Annotated in this window: 18 protein-coding genes and 2 pseudogenes; 4 read left to right on the forward strand and 16 right to left on the reverse strand. The window is 42.4% G+C overall.

All coding sequences use genetic code 11. The features are described from left to right. Positions 1-20 precede the first annotated feature (20 nt). Entirely contained in the window at positions 21-1,214 is a 1,194-nt protein-coding gene (locus DXA18_RS14670; protein ID WP_118384519.1) for a site-specific integrase, read from the forward strand. Positions 1,215-1,481: 267 nt separating this feature from the next. Here the strand turns inward: DXA18_RS14670 and DXA18_RS14680 are convergent, their stop codons facing one another. From DXA18_RS14680 to DXA18_RS14690, 3 genes are all read right to left on the reverse strand, one after another. Further along, positions 1,482-1,895 carry a hypothetical protein gene (locus DXA18_RS14680; RefSeq protein ID WP_118384508.1) on the reverse strand — a complete coding sequence of 138 codons (414 nt, stop codon included), beginning with the start codon at positions 1,893-1,895 and terminating at the stop codon, positions 1,482-1,484. A gap of 272 nt (positions 1,896-2,167) precedes the next feature. Then, positions 2,168-2,899 carry a hypothetical protein gene (locus DXA18_RS14685; RefSeq protein WP_118384509.1) on the reverse strand — a complete coding sequence of 244 codons (732 nt, stop codon included), beginning with the start codon at positions 2,897-2,899 and terminating at the stop codon, positions 2,168-2,170. Then, positions 2,884-3,174 (reverse strand): sortase, encoded by a 291-nt coding sequence (locus tag DXA18_RS14690; protein WP_278337079.1) that lies wholly within the window; start codon positions 3,172-3,174, stop codon positions 2,884-2,886. The genes DXA18_RS14685 and DXA18_RS14690 overlap by 16 nt, the downstream gene beginning before the upstream one ends. On the opposite strand from DXA18_RS14690, the gene DXA18_RS14695 reads away from it, so the two are divergent. The 3 genes and pseudogenes from DXA18_RS14695 to DXA18_RS14705 all read left to right on the forward strand — a co-directional run. After that, on the forward strand, positions 3,168-3,686 hold the full coding sequence (locus tag DXA18_RS14695) for an integrase core domain-containing protein (RefSeq protein WP_278337080.1): 519 nt from the start codon (positions 3,168-3,170) through the stop codon (positions 3,684-3,686). The two genes, DXA18_RS14690 and DXA18_RS14695, sit on opposite strands and share 7 nt — an antisense overlap. 183 nt (positions 3,687-3,869) lie before the next feature. Beyond that, positions 3,870-6,002, forward strand: coding sequence for a hypothetical protein (locus tag DXA18_RS14700; protein WP_118384510.1), 2,133 nt, complete (start codon positions 3,870-3,872; stop codon positions 6,000-6,002). A 111-nt stretch (positions 6,003-6,113) separates the two neighbouring features. Next, positions 6,114-6,362: pseudogene (locus tag DXA18_RS14705) on the forward strand (sortase); the annotation flags it as partial. A 161-nt stretch (positions 6,363-6,523) separates the two neighbouring features. On the opposite strand, the gene DXA18_RS14710 reads toward DXA18_RS14705, so the two are convergent. From DXA18_RS14710 to DXA18_RS15880, 13 genes and pseudogenes are all read right to left on the reverse strand, one after another. Continuing rightward, the gene (locus DXA18_RS14710) at positions 6,524-7,507 is read right to left on the reverse strand and encodes an RHS repeat domain-containing protein (protein WP_118384512.1); all 984 of its coding nucleotides are present in this window, start codon (positions 7,505-7,507) and stop codon (positions 6,524-6,526) included. Between the two features lie 9 nt (positions 7,508-7,516). After that, positions 7,517-7,849 carry an Imm45 family immunity protein gene (imm45, locus tag DXA18_RS14715; RefSeq protein ID WP_158567160.1) on the reverse strand — a complete coding sequence of 111 codons (333 nt, stop codon included), beginning with the start codon at positions 7,847-7,849 and terminating at the stop codon, positions 7,517-7,519. Continuing rightward, complete coding sequence (locus DXA18_RS14720; RefSeq protein ID WP_118384514.1) at positions 7,816-8,559, reverse strand: hypothetical protein; 744 nt, start codon at positions 8,557-8,559, stop codon at positions 7,816-7,818. The genes imm45 and DXA18_RS14720 overlap by 34 nt, the downstream gene beginning before the upstream one ends. An 81-nt stretch (positions 8,560-8,640) precedes the next feature. After that, positions 8,641-9,114, reverse strand: coding sequence for a hypothetical protein (locus DXA18_RS14725; protein ID WP_147345613.1), 474 nt, complete (start codon positions 9,112-9,114; stop codon positions 8,641-8,643). A gap of 20 nt (positions 9,115-9,134) precedes the next feature. After that, on the reverse strand, positions 9,135-9,689 hold the full coding sequence (locus DXA18_RS17750; protein WP_118384516.1) for a hypothetical protein: 555 nt from the start codon (positions 9,687-9,689) through the stop codon (positions 9,135-9,137). Continuing rightward, positions 9,640-10,467, reverse strand: coding sequence for a ParA family protein (locus DXA18_RS14735; RefSeq protein ID WP_118384517.1), 828 nt, complete (start codon positions 10,465-10,467; stop codon positions 9,640-9,642). Before DXA18_RS14735 ends, DXA18_RS17750 begins: the two co-directional genes overlap by 50 nt. After that, positions 10,454-10,945, reverse strand: coding sequence for a hypothetical protein (locus DXA18_RS14740; RefSeq protein WP_118384518.1), 492 nt, complete (start codon positions 10,943-10,945; stop codon positions 10,454-10,456). The genes DXA18_RS14735 and DXA18_RS14740 overlap by 14 nt, the downstream gene beginning before the upstream one ends. Before the next feature lie 98 nt (positions 10,946-11,043). Then, positions 11,044-11,190: a hypothetical protein gene (locus tag DXA18_RS15865; RefSeq protein WP_199665596.1), complete on the reverse strand. Its 147-nt coding sequence runs from the start codon at positions 11,188-11,190 to the stop codon at positions 11,044-11,046. 525 nt (positions 11,191-11,715) lie between these two features. Next, entirely contained in the window at positions 11,716-12,213 is a 498-nt protein-coding gene (locus DXA18_RS14745; protein WP_009247521.1) for a nucleotidyltransferase domain-containing protein, read from the reverse strand. 84 nt (positions 12,214-12,297) lie between these two features. Continuing rightward, a complete protein-coding gene (locus DXA18_RS14750) occupies positions 12,298-13,842 on the reverse strand; it encodes an ATP-binding cassette domain-containing protein (protein ID WP_009247522.1) in 1,545 nt (514 codons plus the stop codon). A 453-nt stretch (positions 13,843-14,295) separates the two neighbouring features. Further along, entirely contained in the window at positions 14,296-14,673 is a 378-nt protein-coding gene (locus DXA18_RS14755; RefSeq protein ID WP_009247523.1) for a TnpV protein, read from the reverse strand. Between the two features lie 26 nt (positions 14,674-14,699). Continuing rightward, positions 14,700-15,838, reverse strand: a pseudogene (locus DXA18_RS14760) (plasmid recombination protein). A 5-nt stretch (positions 15,839-15,843) separates the two neighbouring features. Next, positions 15,844-16,104 (reverse strand): hypothetical protein (locus tag DXA18_RS15880; RefSeq protein ID WP_207661823.1); only part of this gene is annotated, 261 nt, incomplete at its 5' end.

Here is a 16,104-nt window from a genome sequence, read left to right on the forward strand (position 1 = left end):
CAAGGAAAGGAGCAGACACCATGAAAGAAAAAAGACGGGATAACAAAGGTCGTATCCTGCATACTGGAGAGAGCCAACGAACAGACGGAAAATACTTATATAAATATGTAGACGCATTTGGAAACACAAAATATGTGTATGCTTGGAGATTGACACCCACAGACCCGACACCAAAGGAAAAACGGGAAAAACCCTCACTTCGTGAACTGGAACAGCAGATAAGACGGGATATTGAGGACGGTATCGACAGCACAGGCAAGAAAATGACACTTTGCCAACTTTATGCCAAACAGAACGCACAGAGAGCAAATGTGAAGAAAAGTACACAGAAACAACGGGAACAACTCATGCGGTTATTGAAAGAGGACAAGTTGGGTGCTAGGAGCATTGATACGATAAAACCCTCTGACGCTAAGGAATGGGCGTTACGCATGAAAGATAAAGGCTTTTCCTATAACACCATTAACAACCATAAACGCTCGTTAAAAGCGTCATTCTATATCGCCATACAAGACGATTGTGTAAGGAAGAACCCTTTTGATTTTAAGTTAAGTGAAGTCCTAGAAAATGATACCAAAGAGAAAGTCGCATTGACAGAGGAACAGGAACAAGCCTTACTCTCATTTATCAAGACAGACAATGTGTATCACAAGCATTATGATGATGTGCTGATACTGTTAAAGACTGGACTTCGTATCTCGGAACTGTGCGGACTGACAGTAGCTGATATTGATTTCAAGAATGAAGTTGTAATTATCGACCACCAGTTACTAAAGAGCAAGGAACAGGGCTATTATATTGAAACGCCTAAGACGAAAAGCGGAATAAGACAAGTGCCATTAAGTAGAGAAACAATACAGGCATTTCAACGGGTTATGAAGAAACGCCCAAAGGCAGAACCATTTGTGATAGACGGACAGAGCAATTTCTTATTTGTCAATCATAAAGGCAAGCCCAAAGTTGCGATTGATTACAACGCCTTATTTGTCCGTATGGTAAAGAAATATAACAAGCACCACAAGGACAATCCCTTGCCACATATCACACCGCATACGCTACGCCATACATTCTGCACAAGACTGGCAAGCAAGAACATGAACCCAAAAGATTTACAGTATATCATGGGACATTCAAACATTAATATCACAATGAACTGGTACGCTCATGCGTCCATAGATACCGCAAAATCAGAGGTTCAGCGTCTAATCGCATAGAAGTATTTACCACGATTTTAACCACGCTTGATAGCGAAAATATAAGAAGATAGACCTAGATATGTGAGGTTTACCACAAAAGCAAAATGCCCGTAGAGCCTATAAAATAAGGCTTTGCGGACATTTAAGGAGATATAAAAAGATAGTCAAAAAGACATATATAATTTATTATAAACTAATTTGACATATCTCACAATGTATTCGCGTCAAATTGCGATAAAAAATCAGCAGAGCATCTGCCTGCTGATCTTGTCATTTTCGCATTGCCTATATAGTATTTTCGTAGTAATCATCCAGATATGTGTAAAAATGATCTCTATCAATATGATACTCTTCCGGAACATCAAAAAGAAGTCTGTCCAGCATCTGATCCATAACCTCTTTTGCCTCATCATAAATATACAATCTATTTGAATTGTCCCGATTGTCAATGTATGTGTCCACTTCATACTCACTGCCCGGTTCGAGCACGCCATAAGGTCTCTCTCCAGACTGTTCCTCTGTTTTCTTCTCTCCGTCTGCTTCAGCTTCATCAGTCTCGGTTCGTTCAAAGCTCTTCTTGCTTTCGTATGCTTTCTGAAATTCCTGTGCACTCTGATGCACTTCATATGCCGAATATCCCACAAGCGCAACAGTGATGCAAGCAATTACGGCCAATATAATTCGTATTTTCTTTTTCATTCCTCGTAACTCTTATACTCCTAATCTATACTCGCACCACTGATACACGTAATTCTATTTCCAAAATAAACATCTCTGAATCATTAACACTATTATACGTTTCACCCTTCTTTTCTAGCAAGTAAGAAAACAAAACAGTGTATTTTTTCTTACCATTTTCTTCTGTTCTTTTTGGATTCCAGATAAAGTTTCATCATGTCTGAAACGTTTTAAGACGTATAATACAAGAAAACTGATTCCACCGCAATGGATCAGTTTTCTTTATATAATAGCTACTTCATTTTTCTCTTTTTATAGACTCCTACAATCAAACCAAGACTAACAATCGCTATTAAAAACCATGCAACTATATTTGTTGTATCTCCGGTTTTTACCGTATTTATTATTTTCTGAATAGGATTTGGCTTATCCGGTTTTGAAGGTGTCGGATCCTTTGGCTTATCTGGATTGTTCGGTGGGGTTTCTGATGAAACCCATTCAGCTTTTGTCTCTGTCGTTACATTATATTCTACATTCCCATTGATTTCAGATGGAATATTAACAAGGAATGGAGCAGATTCAAATTTATCTGTACCACTTTCTACATTTCCGATCTGTGCAAGCAGATAAATTCCTTCATTCAGTTCTCCAAAACTCGTGCGTCCAGAAGTATCTGTTTCTTGCGTTAAGCCTGAAATATTATTTTTCTTCGCAAATGCAAACAATTGTTTCGCTTGTTTCTCTCTTGCTTCTGCACTAGTATCTTGTAATGATATCCCTGAATCTTTAAAACCATCTTTCCAGACTAACCCATCATTTTTCATATATTGAATTGGAAATATCGAGAACTTTGCTCCGGAAAGAATCACTTCTTTATCCGAACTATTTCTCCCCTTATAAACAATTTGAATGCTTCCTGTTCTGCTTCCTGCTTCAGCATGGATTGTTGAAATATCTATAAAACTACCGACAAGAAAAAGCATAACGAATAAAATAATGTGAATACTTCTTATCTTCTTTCGCACCTTGCTTTCCTCCTTTTTCTATCTCGTATACTATAAATTACAGCTATCATCAGCCCTATAAAGATTACTATAATTGTTACAATCAGCACTTTAGCAGTAAAAGATAACTCCGGTTTTATATTTGTATCCAGCTCTTGCTTTGTTGCCTCTTCATAAGGTATTCTCTCTCCACGTACTAAAAGTCTATGTGTGTTGATTGCAAATGGTGTACAAGTAACAAGTGTTGCGTAATCCTTACCAGGTTCAATGGACAAGCTATCTGTCTCTTGTGGCAAAACCGTTAATATCTGATCAATCTGATATGCCAGTGTTTCATCTAAAACCTTACACTGCGATCGACGAGTATTCCCGCTGGCGTTATGTGGAGGCCTTTGAAGAACACAGCACCTATTCCTCTTCTGTTTTTGTCGAACATCTTATCCGACATTTTCCAATGTCTATAGAATGTGTTCAAACAGACAATGGCGCAGAATTCACCAAACGCTTTACTCAGCCGGGGAAAGAAACTCTAACGATGTTTCAACGCACACTCAGAAACAACGACATCTGCCATAAGCTGATCAAACCTTTTACACCAAGGCATAATGGGAAAGTAGAACGCAGTCATCGCAAAGATAACGAACGATTTTACGCCACTCATAAGTTTTATTCCTTTGAGGATTTTTCAAAGCAGCTGCAGCGATACAACTACAGGGATTACAATCGTTTTCCTATGCGCCCGCTGGGATGGAAATCTCCTCAAACTGTTTTAGATGATTTCGTACTTGATGGTGTAACATATGTTTGACAAACCTACAGAAAACAGGATGATTTCGAAATAACTGTCCTTGGCTTTTAGTTGGAAAGGTGATAAAATAGAATCTATACATAAAAACTATAGTAGAGAGCCTCACCGTCAAAGGAGGCTGGGAAATTACCAGCTATGCTTTGATAGGCTCTACAATAACGACAGGAAAAAGGAGAATTTGATGTGAAAAGGAAAATGATGTCGTGGTTGTTGGCACTGATTTTGCTCATGACCATGCTTCCGACTGCTACGCTGGCCGCTGCGGCTCCCGGAACAAGTAGCGGTACAGTTATCTATGTATCCGAAAGCGGCGATGATTCAGCCGCCGGCGATGAGAACGCACCTCTTAAAACAATTGGTGCGGCATTTACGAAGGCAGCTGACGGAGATACCATCTGCTTGCTTTCTGATATTCAATTAGTTGGAAAGCTTGTTCTGACCGGTGATAAATCAGTGACGCTGGCAGGCAAAGCCGATGAAACTGCAAAGAAGATTACCTATCAAAAAGACACGTCTACTGACCTTTATATGATTGAAGTTGGTGTTGAATACGGCTCAGCTACAACGACGAAGCTCACGCTTGAAAATGTGACGGTTGATGCTGAGGAACAGGATATTCGCTGCATCCGTGTTTGTCCTGAAAGCCAGCTCATATTAGAAAACGGTGCAACGGTCTGCAACGGACGTGCAGTCCATAGAGATGGTCCAACAGGAACAAATGACTGGGGCGGCGGTATCGTAGTTGATAGCGCTGCAAAGCTGATTATGAATGATGGCTCCGCCGTAACCGGCTGTTCTGCTGAACAGGGCGGCGGCATCTATCTCAGCGGTGAGATGGAGCTGAACGGCGGTACGATTAGCGGAAATACCGCAGTTGGAGATTACTTTTTTACTCCCTATTCGCAAAGTGCCCATGGCGGTGCAATTCTGATTCGTGCAAATCGTGCCGACTATGATGAGAGTTATGATGTTCCGGCTAAATTGACTATGGCCGGCGGAAACATTCAAAACAATAAAGCGGCAAGTGATCGAAGTGCCTTTGGCGGTGCGGTTGCCATTCTCGGAACGCCAAATGCCACCGCAGATTTGACCAACGAATTTGTTATGACCGGCGGTACGATTTCCGGCAATACAGCCGGATACGGCGGTGCAATCTCTGCTTATGCGGCTGAGAACTATTGGAACGGCAACGCAAGCGTCAAGATTTCCGGTAATGCGAAGATTACCCAAAATACAGGCCGTAATGGCGGTGGTGCGATTGCTCTGTTTACCAGTAAAGCAGATGATTACACCAGCACCGTAGAAATGAGCGGCGGTACGATTTCAGAAAATGAGACATTCTCTAAGGGCGGCGGTGTTTTCCTGTACGGCAAGGGAGACTCGTTCTACATGACCGACGGCAAAATTTCCGATAACGAAGCTAAACAAGGTGGCGGCATTTCCATCAGTGATACAGATGCGGCTGCTTATCTGCTGGGCGGTACCATTCAGGATAATAAGGCAACTGAAGGATACCCCTACGTTGATGATCCTTCGGAGCGAAGCTATTACGGAAACGCAGTTTACCAGGATGGCAGCCTCTATCTTGACGGCACAAAAGCCAACATCAGCGGCGATATTCGTATCGGCTGTCGCTTTGATACAAGCGGAGGAATTTCCACCAACCGTTTTGTAGCTTTGGTCGGCGCATCGGAAACGATGAACGATTACGAATTGACTTCTTTTGAAAGTGAATCCTTGGACGGCAGAGTGGTTGTTGCCCCCGATACGATTACTTATGGCACAGAAACCTATAGCGTAGCAGATGCTGAGCCGTATCTGGCGCATTTTACACACAACCATAAGGAAATTATTACAGATACTGATTATACGGCAGAAACGGGAACTTCTTCTCAGGCGAAAAGCCTTGTTCTGTATGGAGCAATTCAAAAGTATTCTGTTACCTACACAGACGGTATCGGCGGCACCAGCTTTACGGATGAGGTGACAAGCGACCTGCGTCGTGGAACACCCACCCCTGCATTTACCGGCGGAACGCCGACCCGCAGTGGATATACCTTTACCGGTTGGTCTCCGGCAGTGGCCGCAACGGTGACAGCCAATGCGGTCTACACCGCCCAGTGGGCTCCCGAAAATCCGGCAGGCCCGACGAAACCGGACCCCACGGCAACGCCTAAACCTGCCGCGCAGGCTACTGTGCCTCAAACAGGGGATAATACTCCGCTGATGCTGTGGGTGATTTTACTGGTGGTCTCCGCGTTGGGCGTGGCAGGCTGTCTTTGGGCGCAATCCCGCAAAAAGCAATTCAGAAAATAAATCAAGCCATTGTAGGGACGAACTGTAAGGTTCGCCCCTACAATTATAATGGGAGTTTGCAATGAATAAACAGCGGATACTGTCTGCCGCTATTCCGGCAGTACAGATACGAAAGATCTGGTCATTGTGGGACATAATTACAAGAAGCACTTCGGCGAGTTGACCAATTTACAGCCCGGCAATGAGGTGACGCTGCAAACCATGGACGGGCAGGAATATTGCTATCAGGTGGCAACGCTGGAAACGCTGACCTCCACGGCAACAAAAGAAATGACGGCGGGCGATTACCCCCTGACACTCTTTACCTGCGATTACAGCGGTCAGGCGCGTATCGCTGTGCGCTGCCAACAAAAAGCATAACCAAAACAAGCTGCAGGACAGAACGTCGTTGTCACTGAGGCCGTTGTCATTTTGTGCTTCTAGAGGAGTTTTGGCTCTACCTTCTTTTCCTTCGGCGGTCATTTCACCGAATAGATCATAGCTATAGGATTCGGCTACAGATCCACTTAAAACGGTTTCTGCTACATTACCTTGTCCATCATAGAGATACGATAGTCTCCCGCCTTCTGCTCCGTGTACTTGACGGCTTCCTTGGTCAAGTCTCCACTGATCCGGCTGTCGAGCTCGCCGTAAACATAGCTTGCTTTTTCTTTGCCGTCCTGATCGTACTGGTACATTACCTGTGCGTTTTCGTTGAAGTTTGTGTCGTTCAGGTAGTTGGTGATGTCCCAGGTCATGAGAGTTGCGCGTTCGATTCCGGGCACTACGATGGTTGCCATTTCATTGGCAGTGAGCGTTCCACCGTCCACGTCAGAACCTTCCCCGTCTGCGGTCTTTGCGGAGCTTCCGCCCATGTCGATCTCGGTATAGTCCCCTGTCACGAAGGTTTTAAATCCGTGCCAGAGATCCCGGATTTCTTTGCCGATGGCAGTCAGGAGTGCCGGGCATTGTCTTGCGGTGAGTTTCATGTTGCCCTGCGTTCCGCCGCACCAGAAGATATCCGGGTCGAAGTTTTCTTTTACGGTCGGTACTTTTGCTTTTTTCGTTTCGGCATTTTCATCCGAGCCGTCCCCGTCGGAGTCGTCGTCTGCGGCCTGTATCGTCGCAGTCTTCACTCGTTTTTTCTTGCCTTTTTGTTTTGTTCCGTCCACATACTTCCGGCTCATCTGGAACACCTTATTTCCGTCTCCGTCATAGGTTGCGGCGAGGAGGCTCTGGCCGCCTTTGGTAACGCTTCGGAGTCGGTTTTCAGTGTCGTATGAGTAGACGGTGGATTTTCCTTTTGTCTTTTTTTCGATCAGGTTTCCGTTATCGTCGTAGACATACTTGATCTTATCGCCTGTCTTGGAGTTTTTCTCTGCGATTACTTGGTTATCTTTATTGTAGGTTACTATGATGGGAGTGTCCCTGTTGGAATGTTGGCTTTGATCGACTTGACCGAGACCTCCTGACGGGGGACGACTGATCTGCTGCTTACTATGTATCTCACAGTCTAAATCAATCATACCTAATTATCATTCCACAATGATCACGTCTTGGGGCTGGCAACCATCATAAATCCACTTATTCCAATTTCTTTTCATCCATTCTGTAGATAATGCACGATTGTCTGCATCTCTTGCCTCTAATGGAAGACAAACTACTAATTTACCTGCATAATATCCTGAAATACAATATATTGCAAAACCGCTTTCTGTATCCGGGTATGAAACAACCATATAATCAACATATTTTTCATAAGGATATTCACCAGGAAAACGAAGCACTGTCCCTTCCCATATGGAATTTTCCTTAAAATCAATATCCACCTCACCTAAATGTTTCCCTTTCTTATCATAACACTCCATCCGACCATGCTGAGTATCAATGCTATAGTACTTTTGAAATGTAGCATCATAATAAATATCTCTATTGTTGATTTTGGATAATCTATTATTTTTTTACATCCATTGTTTTCTAATACTTGTGGAATAGTCTTCTTTATATGTGCAACTCGTTCACCTGAAGGAAGATGTGAAAGCTCTTTTTCAAAACTCGCCGCATTACTAGCAGTTTTCCCAGCTTCGCTCGCTTTGAACATGTTCTTTGTGGTCTTGGCTACACGAGGACCGGTTTTGCCTATTCCTATAACCGGAATAATCCCCATTCCTGAGATCCCAGCATTTTCATAATCACCCTCAGCTGCATACCATGCCGCATTGATTGCATCAGCAGCATCAAAGAGAAGGCCTGCCAGATCCAGCATTCCATGAACAGCATTGTTTACACTGGAACTGTTTTTAAACTCATCGAAGGACTTTGTTCCACCACCCTGTACATACTGATAATACTGGCTGGAAAGCAATATCTGCTGATATAAATCAGTTTGCTTTGGCGCAGATTTTTTCGTGGAAGAAGAGCTGCCTGACGATGCATAGGCACTCTCTGGCACAAAGAAATTTTTTATGGATTTACCCATATAACGAAGGGCACTCTTCGCTCCGCTTTTCAACTTGTTATAAGCATTCGATACTTTCGTCATTCCAGAGCGAACCAGCTTCTTTGTGTTATTCAGCAAAGTCTTTCCTGACTTTTACAGCGACTTCCATGCCTTCAAGCGAAAGTCTCACGATCTGTTCTGCCGCATCTCCTCCCTGTGTCATCTTCCTCGTTCCTCCTTTCTCTGTTCCTGCTCCTTGTCTATCTTTTCAATCTTTTCCTTCAGCATATCCGATCTTTCCCGGATATCCTCGGAAAGCTTTATCTCCTCTCGCAAAGCTTTCAGTTTTTCTGTAAGCTCCGTTATCACTTTCTTTATTTCCGCCCTGCTTTCTTCTGGCATCACTCTTCTTGCGACCTTCCTCAGTTCATCGCGCTCTGCAAAAAGTTTTTCATACTCTGCATTTTTATCTAAAATAAAAGAGGCAAGATCTTCCCTCGTCTCGATCTGATATTCCCCCAGAAGTCTTGCATGCTTCGAATACTGTTCGCATTTCAAAAGATCGTCTTTCAGAAGATAGTGGACTCTGTTCCATCGTTTCCTGTACTTTGGAAGATATCCAAGCTCATAGCAGTATCTGAGATAAAGCCCTCTAAGACCGCCTACTTTCCTCAGTCTGTCTTTTCGTGTCATCAGAAGATACTGCCTTGGCCTTATGCTTTTTCTCTGAAAAGGCTCCATCCGTATCGCTTGCCTTTCTTCTGAAAGTCTTGCAAGTATCCTTTCGTTCGTATACTCTTCTCCAAGCCTTGCAAGCGTATGGGTTTTTCCCATCCTTTCGGGATCACCGTCCAGTATTTGCGGTTTGCCTGAAAGCGTGCTGTATAACCTAAAGACTTCAGGTTCATTGCAAGCTCATGGAGATTAGAGCTTTTTGCTATCGCCTCATCCACCGCCTGCCTCGTCACATTGTATCTCGTAGGCATACCGGCCTTGTCCATACGGTGCAGGTTAGACGGATCCTTTCTGCTTTCCGGATCTTCTATCATAGCCGGAGTGATGATGCCCTGCTTCCTAACGCTTTCTGCAAGGTTCATCATGTCTTCATCATCCAGCACTTTGAACGGATGATCCGGGAACTCATCTATCTCCTCCAGCGGTATTTCATGGATCTTCTTCAGCTTCGCATCATCCCTCTGCTCCTGTGTGGTGAAATATTCATCGAGCTTCGGAAGATCGAATGCGTTCTCTCTTTTTCTCGCTGCCATAAAGCACCTCCTTCGTCAATTTCTCATAGGCTTTCGCCACGCTGCTTCCCGCATCATATGAATAGATGCTTTTTCCCATCGCGCTCACTTCTGCCGCCTTTACAGCGATCGGGATCTGCGTGTCATACACTTTCATCAGATACCCATACTCTCTTTTGAGGGCGCTGCGGATATCTTTTGCAAGGTTCGTCCTCGCATCCACCAACGTCAGCACGATGCCTTCTATCTTTAAATCAGGCTGCAGATTACTCTTCACTTTGCTGATGGTCTGCACCAGCTGCGTCATGCCCTTTGCAGGAAGATACTGCGCCTGCACCGGTATGACTACACTGTCTGATGCGGCAAGAACATTGATGGTGATCATGCCAAGGGACGGCATGCAGTCTATCAGTACATGATCGTAATCCTGCTTCACGTCCCTTAAGTAATTTTTCAGTGTCAGCTCTCTGCTCATGGCATTGACAAGATTCATCTCCATCGAGGAGAGCTCAAGGTTTGCAGGGATCAGATCCACGCCCTCTTTATGATGAAGGATGCCCTCGCCTTTTGTGATATGCTCATCCTTTATGATCTTTTCCATGAGAGTGCCCAGCGTGACATCCAGAGCATCACCGTTCTTCCACCCGAGACATGTGGTAAGATCCCCCTGCGGGTCAGCATCGATGAGAAGCACTTTCTTTCCTTCCCGCGCAAGACCGATCCCCAGGTTCACCGCCGTAGTCGTCTTGCCTACACCGCCTTTCTGATTGCACACAGCGATCACTTTACTCTTCTCCATGACTTCCCTCCCTGCTGTCCATCGCAGACCTGAGGCAGCAGTACTCATCGTCAAGACTGTTAGCGATATCCTCCCGGATCTTACCCGTATCTTCATCCGCCCCGCTTTCCTGCAGCAACCTGTCCACCACATATCCATCTGCGATATATTCATTGAAATAGTCAAGGAATATTTTCGCTACATTTTCATCCGGATAGATCACGCCTTCTAACATCTCCTTCGCATCTTCATCAAGAAGCAGTGCCAGAAGATAGATGAGCTCCACCGCTGTCTCATAGTCCCCTTCATCGGTATAGCTGCTGATCTCATCAAGGGCATCGACATATGCATCGAACTCCAGCCCTGTATCATGCACTGCATCAGAAAGGCGTTTTTCTGTCATCCTGACCAGAGCTTCTATCCCTGATACGAAGTTCTCACCGCGTTCTTTTTCATTTTCTGTTTTTCCAAACTCGATCGTAAATCCTACTTTTCTCATTTCATCATCCTCCTGTTTCGGGTACAAAAAAAAGCCACTCCCGTATTGGAATGGCTATGTAGTGCCCTTTTCAGGCGGATATGCGCTACTGCTGACGATTAGTCAAGAAGTTTCAGAAGCAGATCGTCTATCGCATCAGTCGTATATTTTCCCTCTTTGATAAGCTGGTTCCTCCAGTTCAATAATCCATTTATGATGATGTTCTGCTCATCTTCCGTGAGCCTGATCCTGTATTTCTTTATCATCCTCTCCACCGATCCTTTCTTTCTGTATTATAATATATCAAAATATTTATTCATACAAAGGTGCACTTTAATTCTAAAATAAACGGTTCTATCGTATGATGACTGAAAAGTCACTTCGTTTATAGTGCTCCTAAACTCAAAATGACAATAAAAAACAACGCATCTACTAAAACGGTATCTGCGCTGTTTCAAATTTTCTTCGATTTTTAGAACCATATTAGAACCATAAAGTTCTATCAATCTGCTGAATCTCAGTAAATTCAATTATTTAAGGCCATAGGTAAACCCCTTGGTTCTATTCAAACTCTACAAAGACTAACGCTTTTTGTTTAGGAATTATTCTCTGTAATGTTTCTCGTTCTTTTGATTATTTGATATATCCATATTATCCTGCCTATACGAGCTAATGTTATCATTTTGTTATCGGCATTGATAACACCTACTCGATAACTGTGGATAATAACTATATGTAGCATGTCAAATTATAAGCTATTTTGCTTAGAGATTCAACACAAAACTGAAATTTTACTTTTCCTTATATTCATCTGGTATTGCTATTTGAAATGTTTCACACAACAGCATCACATCATGCACATCATTTTTATCGTGTTCATATCCCAAATGAAGCATTACCTGACTCAATGGTTCAATACAAGAAACAGTTATATCTCCAACTTTTCCAATACCGGAAAAAGTTTTTGATGGAAATATATCTCCCTCATAAACAATTCCGTCATCTGTAAATTCAAAACAATGTAAATCAATGATTCTTTGTTTATCATCTTTCCAGACAGTATGACCATCCGTTGTATAATCAGTATTTACTTCCTCAAATCCATGCTGCTTAATCACATAAATATAATCATGATAATGTTTCAGTTCAACAAACAAATCAATATCATTGTGTATTCTTGATTCTCTTTTAAGAAGTGCATCAACACCCCATCCGCCATCTAAATATACTTTAATTTCGTTTTGCAAAGCATATTTTATAATTTCACATGCATCTTCTGTACGTACCATAATCTATCCTCCAAATTCAAATCTTTGTATGCTTTCCAACTCACTAAAAGCCTGAAATTTGTCAGTCTTTCATCCTTTTTGTTATCAATCACCAATTAGCTGTAATCCATTAGGATTTAGCTGATATATTTTATCGCACACCTCTTCAATATACTTTCTATCGTGAGAAATGCTAATGACAGCCCCCGGAAATTCTCGGAGCATTTTTCTTATTACCGGACCGGACAATGGTGAAAAATTTCTTGTCGGTTCATCCAGAATAAGAACATTTGCACCACTTAAGCTCATCCTCAAGAGAAGCACTTTCGCCTTTTGTCCGCCTGATAACTCCCGAATCGGATGCTCCATTTCATCTGGTGTGTATTTAAGTGAACCAAGGTATGTTCTAATTCTTGTACGCTCTTCTTTATCTCCTGTTTTATCAAGGTAATCAACCGGTGTAACATCCAAATCCAGCAGGTCTTCATAAGTTTGAGGCATATATTCTGCTTTAATGTCATTCCGATTTAGGAGTTCTTCCGCTATCTTTTTTAGAAGAGTCGTTTTTCCTGCCCCGTTGGCTCCTATCATACAGATTTTTTCTGAACCTTTTATTTTTAAATGAATTCCTTCTGCTAAAATTCTTTTGCCATCCGGAGTCACAAGCTTTGAAAGTTCATATTCTATGACCGTTTTTCCTGCGGGAATGTGTGAGTTTTCATCCCCTAATTTGACAAAGATTGCTTCTTCCTGTTCCGGCATCTGAGTCATATTTTCATCTTCTTTTTCAAATCTTCGTTCCATTGCCTTAACCGTATGCATTTTGTCCTTTAAGTTTTTGGCAACAGACGGTGCTTGTCTGGTACAACTTCTTAATGCACCTTGTACACTCTGCATAACTCTTTGATATTTTTCATCGCGAATCTTTTTCTCCCTACGGTCACTCAGTGCCCGCTGTTTTTGGATTTCAAATTTATGAAGCCGTTCTTCCACATAGCGTCTATAGGGAAGCTTTGCCACGGTATATCTCGCCTTTGTTTTTCGTATAATCTGCTCGATATGTATCACCATGTTGGCAGTACGCTCTATCAGCGTTTCATCGTGTGAAATAAAAAGCACAATGTGCTTCCAGTCATTTATGATTTTTTCCAGTAATGTAAGCGTCGCAATGTCGATGTCATTGGAAGGTTCGTCCAACAACAGCACAGAAACATCGCGAATGAAAAGCCTCATAAGTTGTGTCTTGACTTTTTCGCCTCCTGAAAGACTACCCATTGTCTGGTTACTGTAGAAAAAATCATTTTTCATTCCAAATTTTCCCGCAATAACAGACAATTCTTTAGGCGTTTTCTCCCAGAATATTTCCTCTTCAGAAAAATATTCGTATATTGTTTTTTCCTTATCTTCATCGAGCATCTCCTGCGGAAGATAACCAAGACGTTCGTGTCCCATTATCCTTTCCCCATCTGCTTCTATATAGTTTTCTACAAGCGACGGATTGTATATCCACTTCATTAATGTCGATTTCCCATTTCCCTCTTCTCCAATAATAACTGCCTTATCTCCATCATTTAGCACAAGGTTGAAATCATTAAGAATTATTCTCAGGTCTTTTTTATGTGTTAAATTTAATTTTTTTATCTGCAACATTAAAGTTTCTCCTTTTCGAAGTCTGAGCCAATTATTATTTTGAACACACAAAAACGAGTCTTTTTTGCATACGCAAAAATAGACTCGCTAAATAGACCCTTATTTCTTTTCCAAAAGGAAAACAAAGGAAATGCCTCTTGCGATAATCCAACTTAAGCGTACACAAAACAAACCTATTCTCTACAGGCTCAATAACTATATGTGTCTTACTTAAATCAAATTATCTATTAATCATTTCCTCACCTTACACAAAATGTGCCTTTCTTTCTTCTAATGGCAATACTATCATACTGTATTTTTTGTGTCAATACATTTCACCTTATGGAAGTGCAAATTAAAATTTTCACTTCCTAATTATACATCCAACCATTACGAAATTCAATCTTTCACAACCTCTTTACAACCACAACCACAGCACTCCAGCAAACGCAGGAGCACCATACCGTAAAACGCTTATGTGTAAATCAACTCCGTTCCTACAACTTCCCTCACACAAGCCTGAATATTATTCATTCTTCCAATCCATTCGTAGGGATTATCTTTCTTTAATTGTTCCGTCACATCTTGTCTGTCGGCATATTCCTTTACCAGTCGAAGAAACATATCCTCTGCTTGCTTATCGACTTCTGCAAGATAACTATGCAGCTTTCCGCTTGTCAGCAGGTTCATATATAACACTTTATAGTGTTCCTTTAAATGCCTTGCATGTCGTTTCCCCCATAAACCAATCGGCTCTATTTCTTCTTCGGCTGGTACTGTGATGTTCGGCAATAAATAATCACCCACCTGTCTATAAGTTCCGCCCATTTCTTCAAAAATTGTCTTTGTCATTTTCCTTTTCCTCCTGTGATTTTTGTCTATCGTGATCGTGTATTATCACGCTTGCGACCTTTAACTGTTCTTGCCTGCTCCAACAAATCATCTATCTGTTTGCGACCAAAAACCTTACGGAGCAGGCTGTAATCTTTATTTTCTGCTTTTAGGATTTTGTTTTCTTCGGTCAATCTTTCATTGACTTTCTCCAAACGCTGATTGGTGCGGTATAACTGTGCATTCGCTGTATTCAGCCTATGATAGTTGTCCCACCCCTCAAAGCAGCGGGCAAGCACCGTTTTGACAAGTTGCTTCAATTTCCTTACAACCGGCTCTGCCATTTTGGTTTATATGCCTTTGCAGTCATAAATTTCTCTGGTTCTGGCAACTGATATTTCGGTGCAGTATCAAGCTCTATTTCAAGATTTGACAGCTCGTCTTTTGCCTTATCATAGTTCAATACTCGTTCCGACAACACATCAAATTCAATCTGTTTCTGCTCGATTTTCGCACCTAATGCCGCCACTTCTTTTTCTCTTTCCTGCTTTTTATAATCCAAAACAGAAAGATGTTTTTCGTGTGTGCCTAAATGTTCCCACTCAATCCCATAACGTTCCATCACCGCCGCAAGCTGTTCTTTTTCGGACTGTATCCATTGCGACCACTCCGTATCGCCACGACTGCCGCCCTTAAAACCTTGCGTTGCAAGAGCCTGCTTTAGTGACACTCTTGTATCAAGTCCACGCTTGCTGCCTGTGGTAAAAGGTACAAAATCTATGTGCAGATGTGGTGTAGCTTCATCCATATGCAGATGAGCCGAGAACACCCGAAGCTGTGGATTTCGCTCCTGAAAACCCTGATAGTATTCATCTAAAATCTGCTTTGCCAGTTCTCCGTTTTCCGTATCGGCGTTCATATTTCCCTTACCGCCCACCTGTAAAATGATTTCGTGGAACGGTTTTTCCTGCTTGGAACTTCGGATTTTTTCATAATAATCTTTTATCTTTCGGTCTGACCTTATCTGCTTGGCATTGTATCTTTCCAATGCTTCATCAAACAATTCGTGATAAACTGTCTTTATATTTTCATTGCAGTAGTCGATATTGAGATGAGTACGAGTTCCGTCTACATTTTCTGCTCGGAACTTTCGGCTATTGTGATTGACCGAGCCTTTACCGACCATTGCACTTATCGTTCTCTGCATTTTTTCATCTCCCATCTGTAAATTTCAACATTCTCAGGTTTTGTTACTTTTGTCAAAAGTAACGCAAAAGCACTTTTGACGGGTACACCCATCAAAAATGCGACCTGTAAACAGGTTTTGCGCTCCGAAGGCTCTCCGAGGGGTGGAGCGTGTGCCGGTGGCACACACGCCTGCGAACCGACCGAGCCAGCAGGCGAGACCAAAAGAGCCGCCTTTGAAAAGGCACTCTCTGCACACTCCCCTAA

Origin of the sequence: Dorea sp. AM58-8, from assembly GCF_003464045.1 — a bacterium.
GTDB classification, from domain to species: Bacteria; Bacillota; Clostridia; order Lachnospirales; family Lachnospiraceae; genus Claveliimonas; species Claveliimonas ammoniilytica.